At 63.3% G+C, this 19,984-nt stretch carries 21 protein-coding genes; 14 read left to right on the forward strand and 7 right to left on the reverse strand.

Features of this window, described 5'->3' with window-relative positions; genetic code table 11:
* Window positions 1-78: 78 nt before the first annotated feature.
* The 3 genes from FJ954_RS13035 (at window position 79) to FJ954_RS13045 (ending at window position 2,619) form a co-directional block, all read left to right on the forward strand.
* On the forward strand, window positions 79-1,068 hold the full coding sequence (locus FJ954_RS13035) for a zinc-dependent alcohol dehydrogenase family protein (protein WP_140661561.1): 990 nt from the start codon (window positions 79-81) through the stop codon (window positions 1,066-1,068).
* A 185-nt stretch (window positions 1,069-1,253) separates the two neighbouring features.
* A complete protein-coding gene (locus FJ954_RS13040; protein ID WP_140617465.1) occupies window positions 1,254-1,553 on the forward strand; it encodes a zf-TFIIB domain-containing protein in 300 nt (99 codons plus the stop codon).
* Window positions 1,554-1,626: 73 nt separating this feature from the next.
* Complete coding sequence (locus FJ954_RS13045; RefSeq protein WP_140661562.1) at window positions 1,627-2,619, forward strand: Tim44 domain-containing protein; 993 nt, start codon at window positions 1,627-1,629, stop codon at window positions 2,617-2,619.
* Between the two features lie 25 nt (window positions 2,620-2,644).
* Here the strand turns inward: FJ954_RS13045 and FJ954_RS13050 are convergent, their stop codons facing one another.
* The gene (locus FJ954_RS13050; RefSeq protein ID WP_140661563.1) at window positions 2,645-3,742 is read right to left on the reverse strand and encodes a lactonase family protein; all 1,098 of its coding nucleotides are present in this window, start codon (window positions 3,740-3,742) and stop codon (window positions 2,645-2,647) included.
* Window positions 3,743-3,939: 197 nt separating this feature from the next.
* Here FJ954_RS13050 and FJ954_RS13055 point away from each other — a divergent pair, with 197 nt between their 5' ends.
* From FJ954_RS13055 to FJ954_RS13065, 3 genes are read left to right on the forward strand one after another with little or no spacing between them, the layout of a single operon-like run.
* Entirely contained in the window at window positions 3,940-4,491 is a 552-nt protein-coding gene (locus FJ954_RS13055) for a MaoC family dehydratase (protein WP_140661564.1), read from the forward strand.
* 2 nt (window positions 4,492-4,493) lie between these two features.
* On the forward strand, window positions 4,494-5,654 hold the full coding sequence (locus FJ954_RS13060) for a CaiB/BaiF CoA-transferase family protein (protein WP_140661565.1): 1,161 nt from the start codon (window positions 4,494-4,496) through the stop codon (window positions 5,652-5,654).
* Window positions 5,651-6,799, forward strand: coding sequence for an extracellular solute-binding protein (locus FJ954_RS13065; protein WP_181177810.1), 1,149 nt, complete (start codon window positions 5,651-5,653; stop codon window positions 6,797-6,799). Before FJ954_RS13060 ends, FJ954_RS13065 begins: the two co-directional genes overlap by 4 nt.
* A 9-nt stretch (window positions 6,800-6,808) precedes the next feature.
* Here FJ954_RS13065 and FJ954_RS13070 read toward each other — a convergent pair whose 3' ends face one another.
* Window positions 6,809-7,648, reverse strand: coding sequence for an amidohydrolase (locus FJ954_RS13070; RefSeq protein WP_140661566.1), 840 nt, complete (start codon window positions 7,646-7,648; stop codon window positions 6,809-6,811).
* A 63-nt stretch (window positions 7,649-7,711) separates the two neighbouring features.
* The gene (locus tag FJ954_RS13075) at window positions 7,712-8,497 is read right to left on the reverse strand and encodes an IclR family transcriptional regulator (RefSeq protein ID WP_015319051.1); all 786 of its coding nucleotides are present in this window, start codon (window positions 8,495-8,497) and stop codon (window positions 7,712-7,714) included.
* A gap of 168 nt (window positions 8,498-8,665) precedes the next feature.
* On the opposite strand from FJ954_RS13075, the gene FJ954_RS13080 reads away from it, so the two are divergent.
* From FJ954_RS13080 to FJ954_RS13115, 8 genes are all read left to right on the forward strand, one after another.
* Window positions 8,666-9,985 carry a sugar ABC transporter substrate-binding protein gene (locus tag FJ954_RS13080; RefSeq protein ID WP_140661567.1) on the forward strand — a complete coding sequence of 440 codons (1,320 nt, stop codon included), beginning with the start codon at window positions 8,666-8,668 and terminating at the stop codon, window positions 9,983-9,985.
* Window positions 9,986-10,108: 123 nt separating this feature from the next.
* Entirely contained in the window at window positions 10,109-11,005 is an 897-nt protein-coding gene (locus tag FJ954_RS13085) for a sugar ABC transporter permease (RefSeq protein WP_140661568.1), read from the forward strand.
* Between the two features lie 2 nt (window positions 11,006-11,007).
* Window positions 11,008-11,874 carry a carbohydrate ABC transporter permease gene (locus tag FJ954_RS13090; RefSeq protein ID WP_140661569.1) on the forward strand — a complete coding sequence of 289 codons (867 nt, stop codon included), beginning with the start codon at window positions 11,008-11,010 and terminating at the stop codon, window positions 11,872-11,874.
* Between the two features lie 4 nt (window positions 11,875-11,878).
* The gene (gene ugpC, locus FJ954_RS13095) at window positions 11,879-12,976 is read left to right on the forward strand and encodes a sn-glycerol-3-phosphate ABC transporter ATP-binding protein UgpC (protein ID WP_140661570.1); all 1,098 of its coding nucleotides are present in this window, start codon (window positions 11,879-11,881) and stop codon (window positions 12,974-12,976) included.
* A gap of 5 nt (window positions 12,977-12,981) precedes the next feature.
* Window positions 12,982-14,094, forward strand: a complete 1,113-nt coding sequence (locus tag FJ954_RS13100; RefSeq protein WP_140661571.1) for a mandelate racemase/muconate lactonizing enzyme family protein — start codon at window positions 12,982-12,984, stop codon at window positions 14,092-14,094.
* Between the two features lie 9 nt (window positions 14,095-14,103).
* A complete protein-coding gene (locus FJ954_RS13105; protein WP_140661572.1) occupies window positions 14,104-14,433 on the forward strand; it encodes an L-rhamnose mutarotase in 330 nt (109 codons plus the stop codon).
* Complete coding sequence (locus tag FJ954_RS13110; protein ID WP_140661573.1) at window positions 14,426-15,502, forward strand: Gfo/Idh/MocA family oxidoreductase; 1,077 nt, start codon at window positions 14,426-14,428, stop codon at window positions 15,500-15,502. Before FJ954_RS13105 ends, FJ954_RS13110 begins: the two co-directional genes overlap by 8 nt.
* The gene (locus FJ954_RS13115) at window positions 15,499-15,948 is read left to right on the forward strand and encodes a MaoC/PaaZ C-terminal domain-containing protein (protein ID WP_181177815.1); all 450 of its coding nucleotides are present in this window, start codon (window positions 15,499-15,501) and stop codon (window positions 15,946-15,948) included. The genes FJ954_RS13110 and FJ954_RS13115 overlap by 4 nt, the downstream gene beginning before the upstream one ends.
* A gap of 11 nt (window positions 15,949-15,959) precedes the next feature.
* Here FJ954_RS13115 and FJ954_RS13120 read toward each other — a convergent pair whose 3' ends face one another.
* From FJ954_RS13120 to FJ954_RS13135, 4 genes are read right to left on the reverse strand one after another with little or no spacing between them, the layout of a single operon-like run.
* The gene (locus FJ954_RS13120; RefSeq protein ID WP_015319060.1) at window positions 15,960-16,757 is read right to left on the reverse strand and encodes an ABC transporter permease subunit; all 798 of its coding nucleotides are present in this window, start codon (window positions 16,755-16,757) and stop codon (window positions 15,960-15,962) included.
* Window positions 16,758-16,759: 2 nt separating this feature from the next.
* On the reverse strand, window positions 16,760-17,620 hold the full coding sequence (locus FJ954_RS13125) for a 2-aminoethylphosphonate ABC transporter permease subunit (protein WP_140661575.1): 861 nt from the start codon (window positions 17,618-17,620) through the stop codon (window positions 16,760-16,762).
* Window positions 17,613-18,758, reverse strand: coding sequence for an ATP-binding cassette domain-containing protein (locus tag FJ954_RS13130; RefSeq protein ID WP_015319062.1), 1,146 nt, complete (start codon window positions 18,756-18,758; stop codon window positions 17,613-17,615). The genes FJ954_RS13125 and FJ954_RS13130 overlap by 8 nt, the downstream gene beginning before the upstream one ends.
* A gap of 32 nt (window positions 18,759-18,790) precedes the next feature.
* Window positions 18,791-19,819 (reverse strand): 2-aminoethylphosphonate ABC transporter substrate-binding protein, encoded by a 1,029-nt coding sequence (locus FJ954_RS13135; protein ID WP_140661576.1) that lies wholly within the window; start codon window positions 19,817-19,819, stop codon window positions 18,791-18,793.
* Between the last annotated feature and the right edge of the window lie 165 nt (window positions 19,820-19,984).

The following is a 19,984-nucleotide window of genomic DNA, read 5'->3' on the forward strand; positions in this document are numbered from 1 at the left end:
ACAATCCAAACAGCCGTTTATCGCACAAAACTTTCGCGTCATAGCTCATTCAGTGTCAAATATTTTGGAGTGAGCCAAATGGCCCGTATCATTCGCTTCCACCAGCATGGCGGTCCCGAGGTCCTGCGCATCGAGGAGGTCGACCTTCCGCCACCGGGTCCGGGCGAGGTTCAGATCCGCGTCAAGGCGCTCGGCCTCAACCGCGCCGAGGCGCTGCTGCGCGCGGGCAGCTACATTGAGACACCCGTCCTGCCCTCCGGGCTTGGGCTGGAAGCGGCGGGCGTCATCGAGGCAATTGGCGAAGGCGTGATGGGGCTGGCACATGGTGACGCCGTGAGCGTCATCCCGCCGCAATCGATGGTTCGCTGGCCGGCTTACGGTGAGCTTGTCACCTTTCCCGCGGGGCTCATCGTCAAGCATCCGGCGTCCCTCGACTGGCAAACCGCGGCGGCGGTCTGGATGCCGTACCTCACCGCCTACGGCGCCCTGATCGACATCGCCAGGCTGCGCCGCGAAGAGGTCGTCGTCATCACGGCGGCTTCGAGCAGCGTCGGGCTTGCAGCGATCCAGATCGCCAACAGCGTTGGTGCGATAGCAATCGCGGTGACGCGGACATCGGTGAAGAGGCAGGCTCTGCTCGACGCCGGCGCGGCGCATGTCGTGGTCCTTGAGGAAGAGGAACTTGCCGACAGACTGAGCCAGATCGCCGGGCCGCAAGGCGTGCGCGTGGTGCTGGATGCGATCGGCGGGCCGATCTTCGAGCCGCTGACTGCGGCGATGTCGCGAGGCGGCATTCTGATCGAATATGGCGGCCTCAGCAGCCAGCCGACGCCGTTCCCGTTGCCTGCGGTACTGGGCAAGACACTGACGTTGCGCGGCTATCTCGTGCATGAGATCACCGGCAACCCGGAGAAGTTGGAGGCGGCCAAGGCATTCATCCTCGAAGGCCTCGCGGACGGCGCGCTCAGGCCGATCATCGACAGGATCTTTCCCTTCGACCGGATCGTCGAGGCGCATCGCTATCTCGAATCGAACGGGCAGTTCGGCAAGATCGTGGTGACCGTTTGAGCAGCAAATCGCTCTCACCGGCAACATTGCCCCTTGAAGGCTTCGTCCCGCATTCCTAACTCCCGTGTGCGGGCCGGGCCCCTCTGACTGTCGCTTTGGCGACCGTGATGTCGGACCGCTTCAACGGGCCCGTTTCCATTCCTTTCGGTTAAGTGGGCTCATTACTTTCTGGTTAGGAGCCCCACATGACATCTTCCCTCCTCGGCATGGTTTGCCCCTCCTGCCGCGTCGCCCTCGTGATGAGCGAACGCCAGGGGATCGAGATCGACTACTGTCCGCAGTGCCGCGGCGTCTGGCTCGATCGTGGCGAACTCGACAAGATCATCGAACGGTCCACCAGGGACGCGTCTCCCGCGCCGCAGCCACAGCCGGCGCCATTTGCCCAGCCGCAACACAGCCGGGACCGCGATGGCGACTATTCCCGCTCGCATGGCCACCGCTATCCGAAGCGGAAGAAATCATTTTTCGAAGAGCTGTTCGATTGACCATGAGGCCGGTCTTTCCAAGGCCGGCCCTTTGCCGAAAACGCCCGAAACCACAGCGATAAAGGTCACCCCGATGATTTCCCGCACAAGCCGATTTGTCACCCTCTTTGCCGGCCTGTTCCTTGCATTCTCCATGGTCGCGATCGATCACGCCGAGGCGCGGCGCGGCGGCAGTTTCGGCAGCCGCGGCACACGCACGTTCCAATCGGCACCGCCGACCCGGACCGCGCCGGCGCCGACCGCTCCGGTCGAGCGTTCGATGACACCCAACGCCGGCGTCAACAATGCTGCCCGGCAACCACAGACCGGCCTGCAGAGGCCCGGCTTCATGAGCGGCTTCGGTGGAACGATGATGCGCGGCCTGCTGATCGGCGGCCTGATCGGACTGCTCCTTGGCCAAGGTTTCGGCGGCCTCGCCGGCATGTTCGGATTCCTGCTCCAGGCCCTGCTCATCGGTGGCGCGATCATGCTGGCCATCAGGTTCTTCCGGTCGCAATCCGCGCGTGGCCCCACGCCCGCGCTCGCCGGCATGGGCGATGCCCAAGCTTCACGGTTCGAGAACCGCGCAACGGCACAGCAGAACACGAGCAGCGCTGGCTCCTTCACAATTCCCGGGTTTGGCGGCGGATCGGGCGGAGGCTACGAGACCACCCGATCCGAAGAGATCACGCTGGCCCAGGCCGACCTTGACGCGTTCCAGCAGCTGTTGACCGATGTCCAGGAAGCGTTCGGGCGCGAAGACCATGCGGCATTGCGCCGGTCGGTCACGCCCGAGATGGTATCCTATCTCTCGGAAGAGCTGGCCGACAATGCCCAGAAAGGTCTCAGGAACGAAGTGTCCGACGTCACCCTGCTGCAGGCCGACATCGCGGAAAGCTGGCGCGAGGATGACCGCGACTACGCCACGGCGGCGTTGCGCTACGAGTCTCGCGACGTGATGCGCGAACGGGCGAGCGGCAAGGTCGTCGAAGGCGACGAAGAGCATCCGACGGAGACGACCGAGTTGTGGACGTTCACGCGCCAGAATGGCTCGACCTGGAAGCTCTCGGCCATCCAAGAGGCTTGAGCCCGGCTAGTCTGCTGGCCGGCGGTCACGCGACGATCTTGACACACATCGGCGTGCCGATCTCGATGCTGCGCCCGGTATTGGTCAGCATGCCGTTGCCGGCGTCGCGGACGAAGATCGAAATGCGGTCGGCATTCTGGTTGGCGGAGAACAGATGGCCGCCCGAAGGCGTCAGCGCCAGGTTGCGTGGCGTGGCGCCTCCGCAAGGGACATAGCCGACAAGACTTAAGCTGCCGGTCTGCTGGTCGACCGCCATGATGACGACGCTGTCGTGGCCACGGTTGCCGCCATAGACGAAACGGCCGTCCGGCGAGATCTGGATATCGGCGCAGTGATTGCTGTCGCGGGCCTCGGCCGGCACCGCCGGCTTGGTGTCGATGATCGATAGCCTGCCGGTCGCATTGTCGAGCGCCAACGACACGACGGTCGAATCCAGCTCGTTCATGACAAAGACAAAGCGGCCGTTCGGGTGCAAGGCAATGTGACGCGGGCCGGCACCCGGAGGGAGCGCGGACTCTGCGAGCTTCACCAGACTTCCGTCCTGTCCGATCCGATAGGACACCAGCCGGTCGATGCCGAGATCGGCGACGATTGCCGTTCCACCGGCAATGGTTTCGGTGACGCTGTGGGCATGCGAGCATTCCTGCCGCGCCGCGTTGGGGCCGGTGCCCTTGTGCGAAACGCTGGCCAATGGCGCGGACAGTGCGCCCTCCCCGTCGAAACCATACACAGCCACCGCTCGGTCCGGACCACCCTCGCCCATGCCGTAATTGGCGACGAGGAGTTTGGTGCCGTCGCGCGTGATGGTATTGTGCGCCGTGATGCTGCCCAGCGATGGCTGTTTGTTCAAATAGGCGAGCGTGCCCGAGCCGCGATCGAAGCTGTAGGCCGAGACCGTGCCCTCGCGCCAGGAGAAGACTTCCGAATTGGCGTAGATGCGCGAGCCATCCGGCGTCAACGACAGGAAGGTCGGGTTGTCGACATCATTCGTCTCGGCCAGCTTTCTTGTTTCCAGCGTTTCCTCGTCGAAGCCGTAGACACCAAGGCCGACGCCTCGCGCACCCTGAAAATAAGGCGCTTTGCGGTTCAGGCTGCCGACGAAGACCAGACAGGCTTTGCGCATGTTTTCCCTCCTGCCCGCCGGTGCTCAGTGCCGTGGGACCGCCAAAATTTCGCCTGTCCTCGCTTGCAACGCAACCCCATATGTGAAAATAGTATTTACAAAAGAAGATTGGTGGGAGGAGACGTCGTGCACCCAGGCGCTTTGAAGCGTGCTCGAATGGCTGGATGGGCGCTCTCGCGAGCCCGGTGGACTACGCCATGAGGGATTTCGCGCCAACCGTTGGCGTTGTCTCGACGCATCCCAGGAATATGCCCGCCGATCATGCCGCCCTCCCGGTGTGGAACGCCGAGAACTGGTTCTATGAGGACTGGCCGGTCGGCCAGAAAATCCGCTCGCTGCGTCGCACCATGGCCGAGGGCGACAGTCACCTTTTCAACGCACTGGTGCTCGACATCCATCCTTACGTGCAGGACCAGATGTTTGCCGAGAGCGAGGGCATTTTCGGCAAGCGGCTGATTGCCGGCGCGTTCGTCTTCTCGGCGGGCCTCGGGCTGGTCGCCACCAACTGCGTCAACGCTTTTTCCTATGGCTATGACAAGCTACGATTCATAAAGCCTGTCTTCATCGGCGACACGATCTATTCGATCCGTTCCAACCTCGACAAACACCCCCGCTACAAGGAGATGGGGCTGATCCGCGCCAGCTACGAGGTGTTCAAGGGCGAAGGCGAGCTCGTTCTTTATTGCGAGCATCTGCAGACGGTGAAGTACCGCAACCCTGCCGATTTCGTCGGCAAGACGGAGAAGTAGAAATGCCGGCAGCAGCCGAATTGCCGCTTGCCGGTCTCGTCGTCGTCGACATGAGCCAGTTCCTGTCTGGACCCTACTGCTCGCTCAGGCTGCTCGATCTCGGCGCCCGCGTCATCAAGATAGAGCGTCCTGACGGCGGCGACCTGTCGCGCCGGCTCTATCTCAGCGACACCGAGATCGGCGGCGATTCCACCATCTTCCATGCCATCAACCGGGCCAAGGAAAGCCTCGCCATCGATCTGAAGAACGAGGCGGACCTCAATACATTGCGCGGGCTGCTGGCCAAGACCGATGTGCTGATCCAGAATTTCCGACCGGGCGTCATCGAGCGCCTTGGGCTCGACTACGAGACCGTCCGCCAGATCAATCCGCGCCTGGTCTATGCCTCGATCAGCGGCTATGGCGAGGATGGCCCGTGGGTGAAGCGCCCGGGCCAGGATCTGCTGGCGCAGTCGCGCTCCGGCGTGATGTGGCTGAACGGCGACGAAGACCAGGGACCGGTGCCGTTCGGCCTCGCCATCGGCGACATGCTGGCGGGTGCGGCCTGCGCGCAAGGCATCCTGGCCGCACTGGTGCGGCGCGGCATCACTGGCCAGGGCAGCCATATCGAGACCAGCCTTCTGGAAGCGCTGGTCGACTTCCAGTTCGAGGTGCTGACCACGCATCTCAATGACGGGCGCCGCCTGCCCAGGCGCTCGAGCTTCCGCAGCGCGCATGCCTATCTCTCGGCGCCTTATGGCGTCTATCCGGCCAAGGATGGTTACCTCGCCATCGCCATGACGCCGATCCCCAAGCTGGCCGACCTTTTGTCGCTCGATGAACTGGCTCCCTATCGCGACAAGCCGGCATCCTGGTTCACCGCGCGCGACGATATCAAGGCGATCATCGCCCAGAGAATCGCGACCAAGACCATCGACGATTGGCTGGCCATTCTCGAACCCGCCGACATCTGGTGCGCCAAGGTGCTGACCTGGCCGGAGATGCTGGCAAGCGAGGGTTTTCAGGCCCTCGACATGCTGCAGACGGTGACGCGCGAGGACGACGTCTCGATCCTCACCACCAGTTCGCCGCTGAGGGTCGACGGTATCAGGGCCAAGGTCGACCGCGCGGCACCCCGTATCGGCGAGCACAGCGCAAAAATCCGCGAGGAGTTCGACCTGTGAGCCTCAAGCTTAGGGGTATGACCTGGAGCCATCCGCGTGGCTATGATCCCATGGTTGCCTGCTCGGCGCTATGGCGCGAGCGGACGGGAGTTGCCATCGAATGGGACAAGCGTTCGCTGCAGGATTTCGAGTCCTTCCCGGTCGAGGAGTTGGCGCGCGCCTACGACCTCATCGTCATCGACCATCCGCATGTCGGCCAGATCACCGCGGAGCGCTGCCTCGAGCCTCTCGACGTCGCCGGCCCCGAGGCGGAACGCGCCGCGCTTGCGTCGGGGAGCGTTGGCCAGTCCTATCCGAGTTACACATGGCAAGACCGGCAATGGGCGTTTCCGATCGATGCGGCCAGCCAGGTGCAGGCCTGGCGGCCGGACGCGCTCGATGCGCCGGCAGCGACGTGGAGCGAAGTGCTCGATCTCGCCCGGCAAGGCCGCGTGCTGCTGCCGCTGCGACCGCCGCATTGCCTGATGACCTTCTACACGCTGGCCGGTAATCTCGGGCATCCCTGCGCGACCGATCCGTCGGGCGATCTCATCGCTGTCGAGACGGGCTGCGAAGTCTTCGAGACGATGCGTGAGATCGCCGCGCTGGTCGACCCGACGTGCTTCGACATGGACCCGATCGCCGTTTCGGAACGCATGGCCGAGGCTGGTTCCAGCATTGTCTGCGCGCCGCTGATCTATGGCTACGTCTCTTATGCGGCGTCGGGTTTTCGCGCCAACAGGTTGGCTTTTGCCGACATCCCGGCGGTCGGTTCCAATGGTCCGATCGGCTCGGCGCTCGGCGGCACAGGCATAGCCGTATCAGCCTTCTCCAAGGCTAAAGAGGCAGCGATCGATTTTGCCTATTGGGTCGCCAGCGGCGATGTCCAGCGTGGCATCTATGCCGCCGCCGGCGGCCAGCCGGGCCATGCGGCTGCCTGGGAAGACCAGACTATCAATGAAGTGGCCGGCAACTTCTATCGAGGCACGCGCGCGACGCTGGAGGGCGCCTGGGTGCGGCCGCGCCATGACGGCTACATGGCGTTCCAGCAGGCGGCGTCAGACCGCATCAATTCCGGCCTGACCTCCGGCCATCCTGCCGGCCGGGTCGTCGCCGATCTCATCAGCCTGTTCCGGGCCAGTTCCCCCTCGCCTGGCGAGAGCTGAGCGAGGTCGCTATTTCAACCGCCAAAGCTTGCGGGCATTGCCCGACAACAGCCTGTCACGCTCCGAAACGCTGCAACCCGAGAGCAGCGCATGGGTCGCCGCCACCCAGGTCGAGAGACCGCCACCAAGCGTGCAGACCGGCCAGTCGCTGCCCCAGACGACACGGTCCCAGCCGAACGAATTGATGGTGTGTTCGACGTAAGGCCGCAGCGTATCGACGGTCCAATTGGCGGCGTCGGCATAGGCGACCACGCCGGAAATCTTGGCCATCACGTTCGGGCGCCGTGCGATCTCGCTCATGTGTTCGCGCCAGGGATGCTCGGCTCCGCCCTTGATGTCGGGAACGCCGCAATGGTCGAGGACGAACTGGACGTCGGGCGCCAGTTCGGCGAGCGCGATCGCCTTGGGAATCTGATGCGGCAGCACGACGAGGTCGAAGGTCAGGCCGGTGCCGCCAAGCCGCTTGATGTTGTCACGGAACAGCGCGCCTTCCGAAAGATCGTCCGGCACGACGTGAAGGACGCGGCGGAAACCCTTGACGAAGGGGTTTGTCCGCTGGCGTTCGAGATAAGCCTCAAAGTCAGCGTCTTCGGGACGGCAGGATGCTATTGTCCCAGAGAGCATGCTGCCCGCTTGCCGCGAGAGGCCCTCGACACGGGCGGTCTCCGCCTCGATGTCGGCCGGGTCGACATCGACCTCCATGTGCAGCACGCGTTCGACACCGGCACGCTTTGCCTCCGTGGCGTATTCCTCATAGGAGAAATCGCGGTTCAGTGCCGGTACGCCGGCAAGCCAGGGGTAGCGAAGCGCCGAGCGATCGATGAGATGCAAATGGGTGTCGATGATCATGGCGGGCTCCTCCCCTATATTTTTCACATCATCTCACGGAGGAATTCTTCATTCAAATAAGAATTATGTCGATGAGCCGACGGCCGACCCGGCCAAACGCGAAAGCTTCTCACACGTTGCCAGCAGCAGCTCGATGGTGCGCGTTATGTCCGGCGCGGACGGAGCGTTGACGACGGTGATGTAAGGAATTGAAAGCGCCGCGATGGCCTTGCCGTCGGAACTGCGCACCGGTGCCGACAGATTGTAGACGCCGGCGGTCTGCATCGAGGCCATCATCTCATATCCCCGTTCCCTAATCTGGTCCAGGCGGGCAAAGAACTCGGGCGGCTGCGCCGTATTGTCGGTGCTGCGGACATGTTCGGAGATCATCATCTGGCGCTCCTCCTGCGAACGGAAGGCGAGCAGCACATGTCCCGAACCGGTGTCGAACAGGCTGATGTGGGAGCCGACCCGGATCGAAATCCCCCAGTAGTTTGGCGCTTCCTGCTGGCCTATCACCACAGCGGAACCACGATCAAAGACAACGAGTTGATTGGCCTGCTGCGAGGTCTCGGCCAGCTCCCGCATCAGCGGCGTCGCATAGGAAACCAGCCGCCGCACCGGCGCGTGCAATTGTGCCAGGCCAAACAGCTTGAGCGTCAGCGAATAACGGTCGCCATCGAGCCGCGTGACGTAGCCGCGCCGTACCAGCCGGTCCAGCATGCGGTAGAATTCATTGGGGCTGCGGTCGAGCTTCTTGGCGATTTCCGCCTGGGTCAGGCCACCGTCCACGCCCGCTAGAAGCTCAAGGATGTCGAGCCCCTTGTCGAGGGCCGGCGCGCGATAACGCTCGTCTTCGCTGTCGTCCATGGCTCATCCCTCCAGTGAATTCAACTCTTCATATACGCAGGAACGAGGCCGGCGGAAACAAATTTCGCCTTGACGTACGGGTGAATGTTTTGTTTGTATATGAATGTAGCATTTCTTGTCACGTGACGAGTTGCGGGCGCCACCGAGGCGCACCCAGGGAGGATACCAATGAACAGACTGCTTTCCGGCGTATGCGCCGGCGCATTGATGCTTGCGTCAGGCGCAGGCACCGCCCTTGCCGGCGACCTGCCCGGCAAGTTCGACGGCGTGACCGTCGACGTGAAGCTGATCGGCGGCCAGCAATATGAGAAGCTCTACGAGCGCATTCCCGAATGGGAGAAGGCGACAGGCGCCAAGGTCAACATCCTGACCAAGAAGAACGGCTTCGACATCGACAAGGAATTGAAGTCCGACATCGCCTCGGGCAGCACCAACTGGTGCGTCGGCTGGAATCATTCCTCCTTCGCGCCGCAATACACCGGCCTCTACACCGACCTCAGCAAGCTCCTGCCGAAGTCGGAGATCGACGCCTTCGTGCCGTCGACGATCAAGGCGGCAACCATCGACGGCAAGCTGGAAATGCTGCCGCGCGCGCAGTTCGACGTCTCGGCGCTCTACTACCAGAAGAGCCTGTACGAGAACGCCGACAACAAGACCAAGTTCAAGGCCAAATACGGCTATGACCTGGTGCCGCCGGACACCTGGAAGGAAGTCACCGACCAGGCTGAGTTCTTCGCCAACCCGCCCAATTTCTACGGCACGCAGTTTGCCGGCAAGGAAGAGGCGATCAATGGCCGCTTCTACGAAATGGTCGTCGCCGAGGGCGGCGAATATCTCGACAAGGACGGCAAGCCGGTCTTCAATTCCGAAGCCGGCGTCCGGGCGCTCGACTGGTTCGTCAACCTCTACAAGGCCAAGGCCGTGCCGGCCGGAACCACCAACTACCTCTGGGACGATCTCGGCCAGGGCTTTGCCTCGGGCACCGTCGCCATCAATCTGGACTGGCCGGGCTGGGCCGGCTTCTTCAACGATCCGAAATCGTCGAAAGTCGCGGGCAATGTCGGCGTCAAGGTCGCGCCGAAAGGCTCCGCCGGGGTGCGCACCGGCTGGTCGGGCTTCCATGGCTTCTCGGTGACCGAGAACTGCCCGAACAAGGAGGCAGCGGCATCGCTCGTATGGTGGCTGACCAACGAGGACAGCCAGAAGCTCGAGGCCACCGCCGGCCCGCTGCCAACGCGCACCGCGGTCTGGGATTGGGACCTGCAGCAAGCCGCCAACGACCCTTACAAGAAGGAGGTTCTGTCGGCTTTCCAGGAAGAAGCCAAGCACGCCTTCGCCGTGCCGCAGACGCCTGAGTGGATCGAGATCTCGAACGCCGTCTATCCCGAGTTGCAGGCCGCGATCCTCGGCGACAAGACCTCCAAGCAGGCACTGGACGAAGCCGCCGACAAGGCGACGCAGATCCTGCAGGACGCAGGCAAACTGTAAGCATTGCTCACAAGATTGCCTCCCTCATCCTCAATGGGGGAGGTAATCGCCTTTTGCCGGCGTTGCCCGTTTCATCATGTCGGGCCTCTGCCAAATTTGAATGCCAGACACCAGAGGAGCCCGATGAAGGGCCTCAAGCCATCCGCGCCGTTCCTGCTGCTGCTTCCGGCCATCGTCGTTCTGGCGGCGGTCGTCGTGGTGCCGCTGCTTCTGTCGCTCTATTCAAGCTTCACGCCGTTCCGCCTGACCAAGCCCGAGACGTTCTTCGTCTTCATCGGCCTCAGGAATTACTTGTCGATCCTGGCCAACACCGATTTCTGGTGGGCATTCGGCCGTACCGTCCTGTTGCTGACGATCGCGCTCAATCTTGAAATGCTGCTTGGCCTTGGTCTCGCCATGCTGGTTGAGAAGGCGACGCGCGGCCAGCGCATCCTGCGCACGCTGATGATGTTTCCGATGATGTTCTCGCCGATCCTCGTCGGCTTCCAGTTCAAGTTCATGTTCAACGACAATATCGGCCTGGTGAACAATGCGCTGCAGTCGCTTGGCATCACCAGCGACGCCATTCCGTGGCTGATCGAGGGCCACCTCGCCTTCATCGCCATCTCGGTTGCCGAGATCTGGTCGTCGACGGCGATCTTCGCCATCCTGATCCTCGCCGGGCTGCTCGCCATGCCCAAGGAGCCGATCGAGGCGGCGCGCGTCGATGGCTGCACGCCTTGGCAGACCTTCCGCTATGTGACCTGGCCGTTCGTCATGCCCTTCGCCTACATCGCCATGACCATCCGCTCGCTCGACGTGGCGCGTGCCTATGACATCGTCAAGATCATGACCGATGGCGGTCCGGCCGGCCGTACCGAGCTGCTCTGGACACTCGTGGCGCGCACCGCCTACAGCGACGGGCGCATGGGCATGGCCAACGCCATGGCCTATTTCTCGATCCTGCTGTCGATCGCCTTCACCGTCTATTTCTTCAACAAGCTCGCTTTGGCGCGCACGCAAATCGGCGCGGAGTGGTGAAGATGGACGAGAATTCTTCCGCCCGCCTTAAGCGCAGGCTGCTTGATATCGTCTATCGCATCGGCCTGTTCCTGGCGATGCTGACCATCTGCCTGCCGGGCCTGTGGATCGTGCTGTCGTCGCTGCGGCCGACGGTCGAGATCATGGCCAAGCCGCCGGTGTGGATGCCGCAGGATATTTCGTTCGACGCCTATGTCGCGATGTTCTCAGGCATCGGCAAGGGCGGCATCCCTGTCATCGAATATTTCCGCAACTCGCTGATCATATCGGTGACTTCGACGGTGATCGCGGTCGCCATCGGCATGGCGGGCGGCTATGCCTTCGCGCGCTATCGCTTTCGCGGTAAATCGAGCGTCTTCCTCGGCCTGATGCTGACACGCACGGTGCCCGGTATCGCGCTGTCGCTGCCGCTGTTCTTCCTCTATGTGCGGCTCGGTATCATCGACACGCATTTCGGGCTGATCCTTGCCTATGTCGCGCTCAACGTGCCTTTCACCATCTGGCTGATCGACGGCTTCTTTCGCCAGGTGCCGAAGGATCTCGCCGAGGCAGCACAAATCGACGGCTGCACGCGCTGGCAGGCCTTTTGGCAGGTCGAGTTCCCGCTCGCCGGACCAGGCATCGCATCGGCCGCGATCTTCGCCTTCCTGACCTGCTGGAACGAGTTCGCGCTGGCCTCCCAACTGACCCGCTCGGTCAGCGCCAAGACGCTGCCGGTCGGCCTGCTCGACTACACGGCCGAGTTCACCATCGACTGGCGAGGCATGTGCGCGCTCGCCGTGGTGATGATCATTCCGGCGCTCACCCTCACTTTCATCGTCCAGAAGCACCTTGTCGGCGGCCTGACCTCCGGCGCGGTGAAAGGCTGATCTCATGGCAACGGTTTCCCTCAAAAAGCTGACCAAGCGCTACGGCAATATCGAGATCGTGCATGGCATCGACCTCGACATCACCGACCGCGAATTCATCGCGCTGGTCGGTCCTTCCGGCTGCGGCAAGTCGACGACGCTGCGCATGATCGCCGGGCTGGAAGAGATCAGCGCCGGTTCGATCGAGATTGGCGGGCGCGTCGTCAACGATTTGCCGCCGCGTTCGCGCAACATCTCGATGGTGTTCCAGTCCTATGCGCTCTACCCGCACATGACGGTGCGCGAAAACCTCGGCTTCTCCTTGAAGATCGCCGGCGCCGCCAAGGACGACATGGATCGCCGCGTCGCCGAGGCCTCGGCCATCCTGGGGCTCGATGCTTTGCTCGACCGTCGGCCGTCGCAACTGTCCGGCGGCCAGCGCCAGCGCGTCGCCATGGGCCGCGCCATCGTGCGTGACCCCGACGTCTTCCTGTTCGACGAGCCGCTTTCCAATCTCGATGCCAAGCTCAGAACGCAGATGCGCACCGAGATCAAGAAGCTGCACGCCAAGGTGCAATCGACGGTGATCTACGTCACCCACGACCAGGTCGAGGCGATGACGCTTGCCGACCGCATCGTCATCATGCGCGACGGACATATCGAACAGGTTGGCACCCCAGATGAGGTGTTCCGCCGGCCGGCGACGCGCTTCGTTGCCGGCTTCATCGGCTCACCGCCGATGAATTTGCACGAGGCGACGGTCGACGAGGGCCAGCTGGTTTTCGCCAGCGGCGCCAAGCTGCCCCTGCCCGGTCAGTTCAAGGCCAATGTCGCTGGCGGCGACAAGGTCGTGTTCGGGTTGCGGCCAGACGACATCTATCCGACCGGCCATGGTATCAGCTCCGGCGGCGCGGCCGACGTGCATCAGATCGAACTGCCGATCACCGTCACCGAACCGCTCGGCAACGAGACGTTGGTGTTCGTCGAGTTCAACGGCAGTGACTGGGTGTCTCGCATGCTGAACCCCAGGCCGCTGAAGCCAGGCGAGCGCGTCGCCATGAGCCTCGACCTGTCGCAGGCGCATCTGTTTGCCGCTGAGACCGGAAAGACATTGCGGAGCTGACCGACATGGCCAAGATCGAAAAGATAGAATTGCGGATGGTCGACCTTGTGCCCAAGGTCAAGCGCACCGACGCGATCCAGAGCTTCGTCAGCCAAGAGACGCCAATCGTCACCATCACCGATTCCGATGGCGCGGTCGGAACCGGCTACAGCTACACGATCGGCACCGGCGGCTCGTCGGTGATGCGGCTCCTGTCCGATCACCTGGCGCCGCGCCTGATCGGCCGCGATCCTGATATGATCGAAGCGATCTGGCACGATCTCGAATTCGCCACCCACGCCACCACGATCGGCGCCATCACGGCAATCGCCATCGCGGCGATCGACACAGCGCTCTGGGACCTCAGGGCGAAGAAACGGGGCCTGCCGCTATGGAAGCTCGCTGGCGGCGCCAAGGACCGCTGCCCGCTCTACACGACAGAAGGCGGCTGGCTGCACATCGAGACGCAGGCGCTGGTCGACGACGCGGTGGCCGCCAAGGCCAAGGGATTTCGCGGCTCGAAGGTGAAGATCGGCAGGCCGCATGGCTCCGAGGATCTCGCGCGGCTGTCGGCGGTGCGCAAGGCAGTGGGCGACGGCTACGAGATCATGACCGACGCCAATCAGGGTTTCTCCGTCGACGAGGCGATCCGGCGTGCGGCGAGGCTTCGAGAACTCGATCTCGCCTGGATCGAGGAGCCACTGCCGGCCGACGACATAGACGGGCATGTCAGGCTGTCGAATTCGACGCCGACGCCGATCGCCATTGGCGAGTCGCTCTATTCCGTCAGGCACTTCCGCGAATACATGCAGAAAGGCGCCTGCTCGATCGTGCAGGTCGATGTCGGCCGCATTGGCGGCATCACGCCCTGGCTCAAGATCGCCCATGCGGCGGAGGCCTTCGACATTCCGGTCTGCCCGCATTTCCTGATGGAATTGCATGTCAGCCTGACCTGCGCTGTTCAGAACGGCAGGTATGTCGAGTACATTCCGCAACTCGACCAGTTGACCGGCAAGCACATGCGCATCGAGGATGGGCATGCGCTGGCGCCCGACGAGCCCGGTATCGGCATCGATTGGGACTGGGACGCGGTCAAGGCCATGAGCATCGCCGAATTCACCACGGCGATCACGAGATAAGGAGCTGATATGCAGCGGATGGGATTTGTGCTTGGGCTGAAGCCGGAGAAGGTCGAGGACTATGTTCGCCTCCATGCCGCCGTCTGGCCGGACGTGCTGACCATGATTTCGGCATGCAACATCAAGAACTATTCCATTTACCTGAAGCGGCCGGAGAACCTGCTGTTCAGCACCTTCGAATACCACGGCATCGACTACGAGGCCGACATGGCCAAGATGGCGGCCGATCCGAGGACGCAGGAATGGTGGGCCGTCTGCATACCTTGCCAGGAGCCGCTTGCGACCCGCAAGGAGGGTGAATGGTGGGCTTCGATGGACGAGGTCTTCCACCATGACTGAGGCCGGTTTCGACCCTGCCTCACTCGTCCAGGCCTGGGCCAAACCCTCACAACCCCGACCGATCGTCACTTTTGGTGCAGGGTCGATTGTCGGCGACGCGCATTTCCCGGCCTACCGAAAAGCGGGGTTTCCGATCGCCGGTCTTTACGATCCGGACCAGGCCAAGGCGCAGGCCCTGGCCGATAAATGGGACGTGACGGCGTTCCGTTCGGTGCAAGAAGCCGCTGGAGTTAAGGAGGCGATCTTCGATCTGGCAACCCCACCGGGGCGGCACGCCGATATCCTGAAGGCGCTGCCCGGCGGTGCGGTCGCCCTGATCCAGAAGCCGATGGGCAATTACCTCGGGGAGGCAAGCGAAATCCTCGAAATCTGCCGCGCCAAGAAGCTCAAGGCGGCTGTGAATTTCCAGCTCCGCTTCGCGCCGATGATGCTGGCGCTGAAGGACGCCATCGCCAAGGGCTGGCTCGGCGAGGTCGTCGATTTCGACGCCTGGCTGGCGCTGGCGACGCCGTGGCAGTTGTGGGAATTCCTGCTCAAGGCGCCGCGCGTCGAGATCGCCATGCACTCGATCCACTATCTCGACCTGATCCGGCAGTTGCTCGGTGACCCCAAGGGTGTGCATGCCAAGACGCTCGGCCATCCCAATCATTCCGTGGCGCAGACGCGCACCAGCGCCATTCTCGACTATGGCGACACCGTGCGCTGCGCCCTGTCGATCAACCACGACCACAGGTTCGGGCGCCGGCATCAGGCCTGCGAATTTCGCGTCTGCGGCACCGAGGGTGCCGCCTATCTCAAGCTCGGTCTCAATCTCGATTATCCCCGGGGCGAGCCGGACATTCTGGAAATCTATCCGAAGGGCGGATCGGACTGGATCGCGGTGCCCTTGGCCGGCGAGTGGTTTCCCGACGCCTTTGTCGGGCGCATGGCAAATGTCCAACGCTTTGCATCCGGCGAAGACGCCGAACTGATCAGTTCGGTCGAGGATGCATGGAACACAATGGCGCTGGTGGAAGCCGCCTATCGTTCGAGCGCGGCGCCGGCGACGCCGATCGCGGAAAGGCCCTGATGGAACGGATCCAGTATTTCGAGGAGTACGAGATCGGCTCGACGCGGCTGACCAGCGGCCGCACGATTACCGAGACCGACTTCATCGTCCATGCCGGTCACACCGGCGATTTCTTCCCGCACCACGTGGACGCCGAGTTCATGAAGACAACGCCGTTCGGCCAGCGCATCGCGCATGGCACGCTGGTGTTCTCGGTCGGCATCGGGCTGACGGCAACGGTCATCAATCCCGTCGCCTTTTCCTATGGCTACGACCGGCTGCGCTTCATCAGGCCCGTGTTCATCGGCGACACGATCCGCACACGCACCACCATCGCGGCCAAGGAGGACGACCCCAAGCGACCGGGTTCCGGACGCGTGATCGAGCGCTGCGAAGTGATCAACCAGCGCGGCGAGGTGGTGCTGGCGGCCGACCACATCTACATCGTCGAACGCCAGCCGGCCTGACGCAACGTCCGCTATGCGCCGGTAGCGCGCTTGGTGATGCGCTCCAGACCGAGCAGCAGGACCAGCGTTGCCGCCACCAGGATCATGGTGAGCGCCGCCCCGGCAAAGATGTCTCCGCGATCGGTCAGTGAGAAAATCGACACCGGCAGCGTCACCCAGCCCGGCGGATAGACCATCACGGTCGCGCCAAGCTCGCCCATGGACAGCGCGAAGCTCAGCCCGAAGGCCGCGACCAGATAGGGTGCGAGCAAGGGCAGCGTGACATGCCGGAGCCGATAGGCAGGGCGCGCGCCAAGGCTCGACGCGACCTGCTCGAAGTCGGGCGACAGCCGCGCAAGCCCGGCCGAGACATTGCCGAAGGTGAAAGCCGAGATCAGCACGAAATGCGCGATCATGACGATTGCGATCGTGCCGTTGAGCAACAGCGGCGGATGGCTGAACGCAACCAGCAGGCCAAGGCCGACCGACACCGAAGGCACAGCGCTCGGGATGAAGAACAGCAGGCCGAGTGCCCTCGCCAGCGTGGCGCCCTGGATGCGCAGCGCAAGTGCTGCCCAGGTGCCGCTGACCAGCGCCAGCGCGCTGGCCAGGAAGCCGGTGACGAGGCTGGCCTTGACCGCGTTCCAGGCCGCGCCGCGCGCGACATCGGTGTAGTGCTCCGTGGTCAAGCCATTGGGCAGCACGCCGTTCCACTGGTCGGCCAAGCTGGACAGCAGGATCACCGCCAGCGGCGCCAGGAACAGCACGCCGAAGATCAGCGCGAAGATCACCCAGATGACGAAGCGACCGGAACGCGACCAGACCAGCATCGCTAGACTCCCAACCGGCCGGCAGCGAACCGGTAGAGACCGAACAGGCCGAGCGACAGGGCTATGTTGACCACGGCGATGATGCAGGCGACCTGGTAGGCCGATTCCTGGATCGCCTTGCCATAGATCAGCAGCGGCAGCGTGATGACGCCCTTGGCGCCGATGAACAGGACGATGCCGAATTCGTTGACGGTGAGGAGCAGGCAGAGGCTGCCGCCGGCGATGAGCGCGGGCACCGCCGCCGGCAGAATGACCTGGTGGACAATGCGGAACGGTCGCGCGCCAAGCACGCTTGCCGCTTCGATCTGACCGCGATCGACCAGCGAAAAGGCGGCAAGCAGCGGCCGCAGGATGAAGGGCGTGTAGACCGTGACCTCGGCCAGCACGACGCCCCATGTCGAATAAAGGAAGTCGACCGGCGACAGCGGCAGCGAGAAGGCTTCCATCAGCCCGGAGTTGAGCATGCCGGCGGAGCCGTAAAGGAAGGTGAAGGCCAGCGTCACCAGGAAGGTCGGCAGGGCGATGAAAGTGTCGATCAGCCTGGCGATGAAGCCGCTGCCGGGAAACGGCACGAAGGCGAGGATCAGCGCCAGCACCAGGCCGACGACCAGGCATCCGGCCGTCGCCGTGACCGAGATCGTCACCGTGTTGACCAGCGCGTTGAGGAAGAAGCGCGAATGCAGGACGCGGACGATCTCCGCGACATTGGCGACGCCGCTGTCGTCGAGGAAGGCCTGGCGTACAATCAACGCCAGCGGATAAAAGAACAGCAGTGCCAGCAGGGCCGCCGGCGGCACGATCCACAGCCGGCCCGGCTCTCGCTTTCTGGCCGTCGGCATACCAATGGCGAGCGCTTCAGACACCGGCGTCTTCCGGGAGAAGCGACGTATCGGCCGGCGCAAAGAACAGCGGCACCTCTGTGCCGGGTTCCGGCAAGGCCATCGGCAGTTTCGTTGCCGAGACGCGCACCGGCGTGCCGTCGACATCGAGCACCAGATGCGTGAGTTCACCCTGCCAGTGCACTTCCCTGAGCGTGCCGACAATGCGGTTGGTGTGCTCGCTGTCGGCCGTCAGGCTCAGATGCTGCGGCCTGATGCAAAGCAGGCTCTTGTCGCCAACCTTCTCGCCGCGACCGGCACCGGTGAGCACGGCATCGCCATGCCTGGCCGTGGCGAAGCCCTTCGGGCCGGCAGCCTCGGCAACCGTCACCGGCAGAAGGTTGGCGCGGCCGAGAAACTCGGCGGTGAAGCGGTTTGGCGGACGGCGATAGAGTTCGGTCGTCGGCCCATGCGAACAGACCCTGCCGTCGCGCATGATGGCGATCTTGTCGGCAAGCGTCAGCGCCTCGGTCTGGTCGTGGGTGACGTAGAGGATGGTCAGGCCCGGCAGGCTGCGGTGCAGACGGGCGATCTCCTCGACCATGTTGCGGCGGATCTGCGCGTCGAGCGCCGAAAGCGGCTCGTCGAGCAGCAGCACGCGGGGCCGCACGGCAAGAGCGCGCGCAATCGCGACGCGCTGCTGCTGGCCGCCCGAAAGCTCGCGCGGATAACGCCGGGCAAACGTCGCCATGCCGACGGTGGCGAGCGCATCTTTCACCCGTTCGCCGATCAGCGCCTTGTCGGCGCCTTGTGCCCTGAGGCCAAAGGCTACGTTGTCCTCGACCCGCATATGCGGGAACAGCGCGTAGTTCTGCACCACCATGCCGAGCCCACGCTCATAGGGCGGCAGATCGGTGACGTCGGTGGCGCCGATGCGGATGCGGCCGCTTGCCGGCCGCACGAAGCCGGCAACGGCACGCAGAGCGGTCGTCTTGCCGGAGCCGGACGGGCCTATCATCGCCAGGATTTCGCCAGGCGCGATGTCGAGGGTCAGCGGATGCAGGACGACATGGGCGCCATAGGCGACAACGACCTTGTCGAAGTGGACGTTCGAGCCGGCGCCGCGAACCTTCGCGGCGTCGATGTCCGTGACACTAGGGCCCGTGAAGGCGGCGGCCGACATGGCATTGTTCTCCGGATTGCTTCCCGTGCGGATCAACTTCCGGTCGCTTCGTTCCACTTCTTGACGTAGTCGGGAAGCTTGCTCAGCGCCTCGTCCCAGTTCGGCGACCAGATGGTCAGGCCTTTCATCGCCTCCTGCAGCTTGGCGAAATTGGCGTCGGACGGCGTCACGTCCTTGCGGGCCGGCATGCCGAGGGCAACGGAACTTACAGTCGACTGTGCCTCCTTGGACAGCAGGAAGTCGATCAGCTTCTTGCCGTTGTCGCTATTTGGCGCACCGGTGACCAGGCCGATTTCATAGGGCAGCGCAAAGGTGGAGCGGGTGCCATCGGGGCCAGCGGGCCAAAACACCTTGATGTTGGGATTGTCTGCCATCTGCGACATGTTCATCTGCAGGTCGCCATTGGCCACATGCAGCTCGCCCTTGTTGACCAGCGCGGTCAGCTTGCCGGTCGAGGCGGACGGGCCGACATTGTTGTCCTGCAGCTTCTTCATGAACTCGAAGCCGGCATCCTCGCCGCCAAAGGCATGGATGATCTGCAGCATGACGGCCGTGCCGTCGCCAGCCTGGCCGGGGGTCGAGTACTGGATCTTGCCCTTGAACTTCGGATCGAGCAGATCGTTATAGCTCTTCGGCGCTTCCGACAGCACGGCGCTGTTGTAGATGAAATTCATGTAGTTATTGACCAGCGGCCGATACTTGTCGGTGCCGCCGTCGATCTGGGATGCGGCTTCGGGTTTGTAATCCTGCAGCAGACCGTCCGCGGCGGCGCGCTGGATGAAGGGCGGCAAGGTCACCAGCACGTCGGCCTGCGGGTTCGACTTTTCCTTGGCGACGCGCTCGACGACGCCGCCCGAGCCTGCCTCGATATACTGAACGGTGATGCCGGTGGCCTTGGTGAAGGCTGCGAATTCGGTCTCGTACCAGCTGCCATTGCCATCATGCAGCCCATCGGCGGAGTAGACGGTGACGACGCCATCGGCGAGTGCTGGCCCAATGAGAGCCGCCGACGCGAGCAATGCGGCGAAAGCCGCGACCATGGTTGTGTTGCTTGATTTCATAACCAGTTCCCCTTTGATTGAAGGCACATTCTGCGATGCACTAGGACCAACCGGCCTTTGGGTCTCTGGCGGACGTTGAGCCGGTTGGATGTCTTCGTTGTGACAACTCTGGGGATTGGGCATCGATAAGTAAAATCTATTTATTTTATGAGAGCCAAACTTTCT

Source organism: Mesorhizobium sp. B2-3-15 (genome assembly GCF_006442875.1).
Classification (GTDB): Bacteria; Pseudomonadota; Alphaproteobacteria; order Rhizobiales; family Rhizobiaceae; genus Mesorhizobium; species Mesorhizobium australicum.

Coding starts and splice junctions, on each gene's coding strand:
- FJ954_RS13070 (WP_140661566.1), bottom strand. CDS start 7,648: ATGATCATCGACACCCATTTGCATCTCATCGATCGCTCGGCGCTTCGC.
- FJ954_RS13035 (WP_140661561.1), top strand. CDS start 79: ATGGCCCGTATCATTCGCTTCCACCAGCATGGCGGTCCCGAGGTCCTG.
- FJ954_RS13085 (WP_140661568.1), top strand. CDS start 10,109: ATGAAGGGCCTCAAGCCATCCGCGCCGTTCCTGCTGCTGCTTCCGGCC.
- FJ954_RS13045 (WP_140661562.1), top strand. CDS start 1,627: ATGATTTCCCGCACAAGCCGATTTGTCACCCTCTTTGCCGGCCTGTTC.
- FJ954_RS13075 (WP_015319051.1), bottom strand. CDS start 8,497: ATGGACGACAGCGAAGACGAGCGTTATCGCGCGCCGGCCCTCGACAAG.
- FJ954_RS13120 (WP_015319060.1), bottom strand. CDS start 16,757: ATGCTGGTCTGGTCGCGTTCCGGTCGCTTCGTCATCTGGGTGATCTTC.
- FJ954_RS13110 (WP_140661573.1), top strand. CDS start 14,426: ATGACTGAGGCCGGTTTCGACCCTGCCTCACTCGTCCAGGCCTGGGCC.
- FJ954_RS13080 (WP_140661567.1), top strand. CDS start 8,666: ATGAACAGACTGCTTTCCGGCGTATGCGCCGGCGCATTGATGCTTGCG.
- ugpC (WP_140661570.1), top strand. CDS start 11,879: ATGGCAACGGTTTCCCTCAAAAAGCTGACCAAGCGCTACGGCAATATC.
- FJ954_RS13135 (WP_140661576.1), bottom strand. CDS start 19,819: ATGAAATCAAGCAACACAACCATGGTCGCGGCTTTCGCCGCATTGCTC.
- FJ954_RS13060 (WP_140661565.1), top strand. CDS start 4,494: ATGCCGGCAGCAGCCGAATTGCCGCTTGCCGGTCTCGTCGTCGTCGAC.
- FJ954_RS13090 (WP_140661569.1), top strand. CDS start 11,008: ATGGACGAGAATTCTTCCGCCCGCCTTAAGCGCAGGCTGCTTGATATC.
- FJ954_RS13050 (WP_140661563.1), bottom strand. CDS start 3,742: ATGCGCAAAGCCTGTCTGGTCTTCGTCGGCAGCCTGAACCGCAAAGCG.
- FJ954_RS13040 (WP_140617465.1), top strand. CDS start 1,254: ATGACATCTTCCCTCCTCGGCATGGTTTGCCCCTCCTGCCGCGTCGCC.
- FJ954_RS13105 (WP_140661572.1), top strand. CDS start 14,104: ATGCAGCGGATGGGATTTGTGCTTGGGCTGAAGCCGGAGAAGGTCGAG.
- FJ954_RS13130 (WP_015319062.1), bottom strand. CDS start 18,758: ATGTCGGCCGCCGCCTTCACGGGCCCTAGTGTCACGGACATCGACGCC.
- FJ954_RS13100 (WP_140661571.1), top strand. CDS start 12,982: ATGGCCAAGATCGAAAAGATAGAATTGCGGATGGTCGACCTTGTGCCC.
- FJ954_RS13055 (WP_140661564.1), top strand. CDS start 3,940: ATGAGGGATTTCGCGCCAACCGTTGGCGTTGTCTCGACGCATCCCAGG.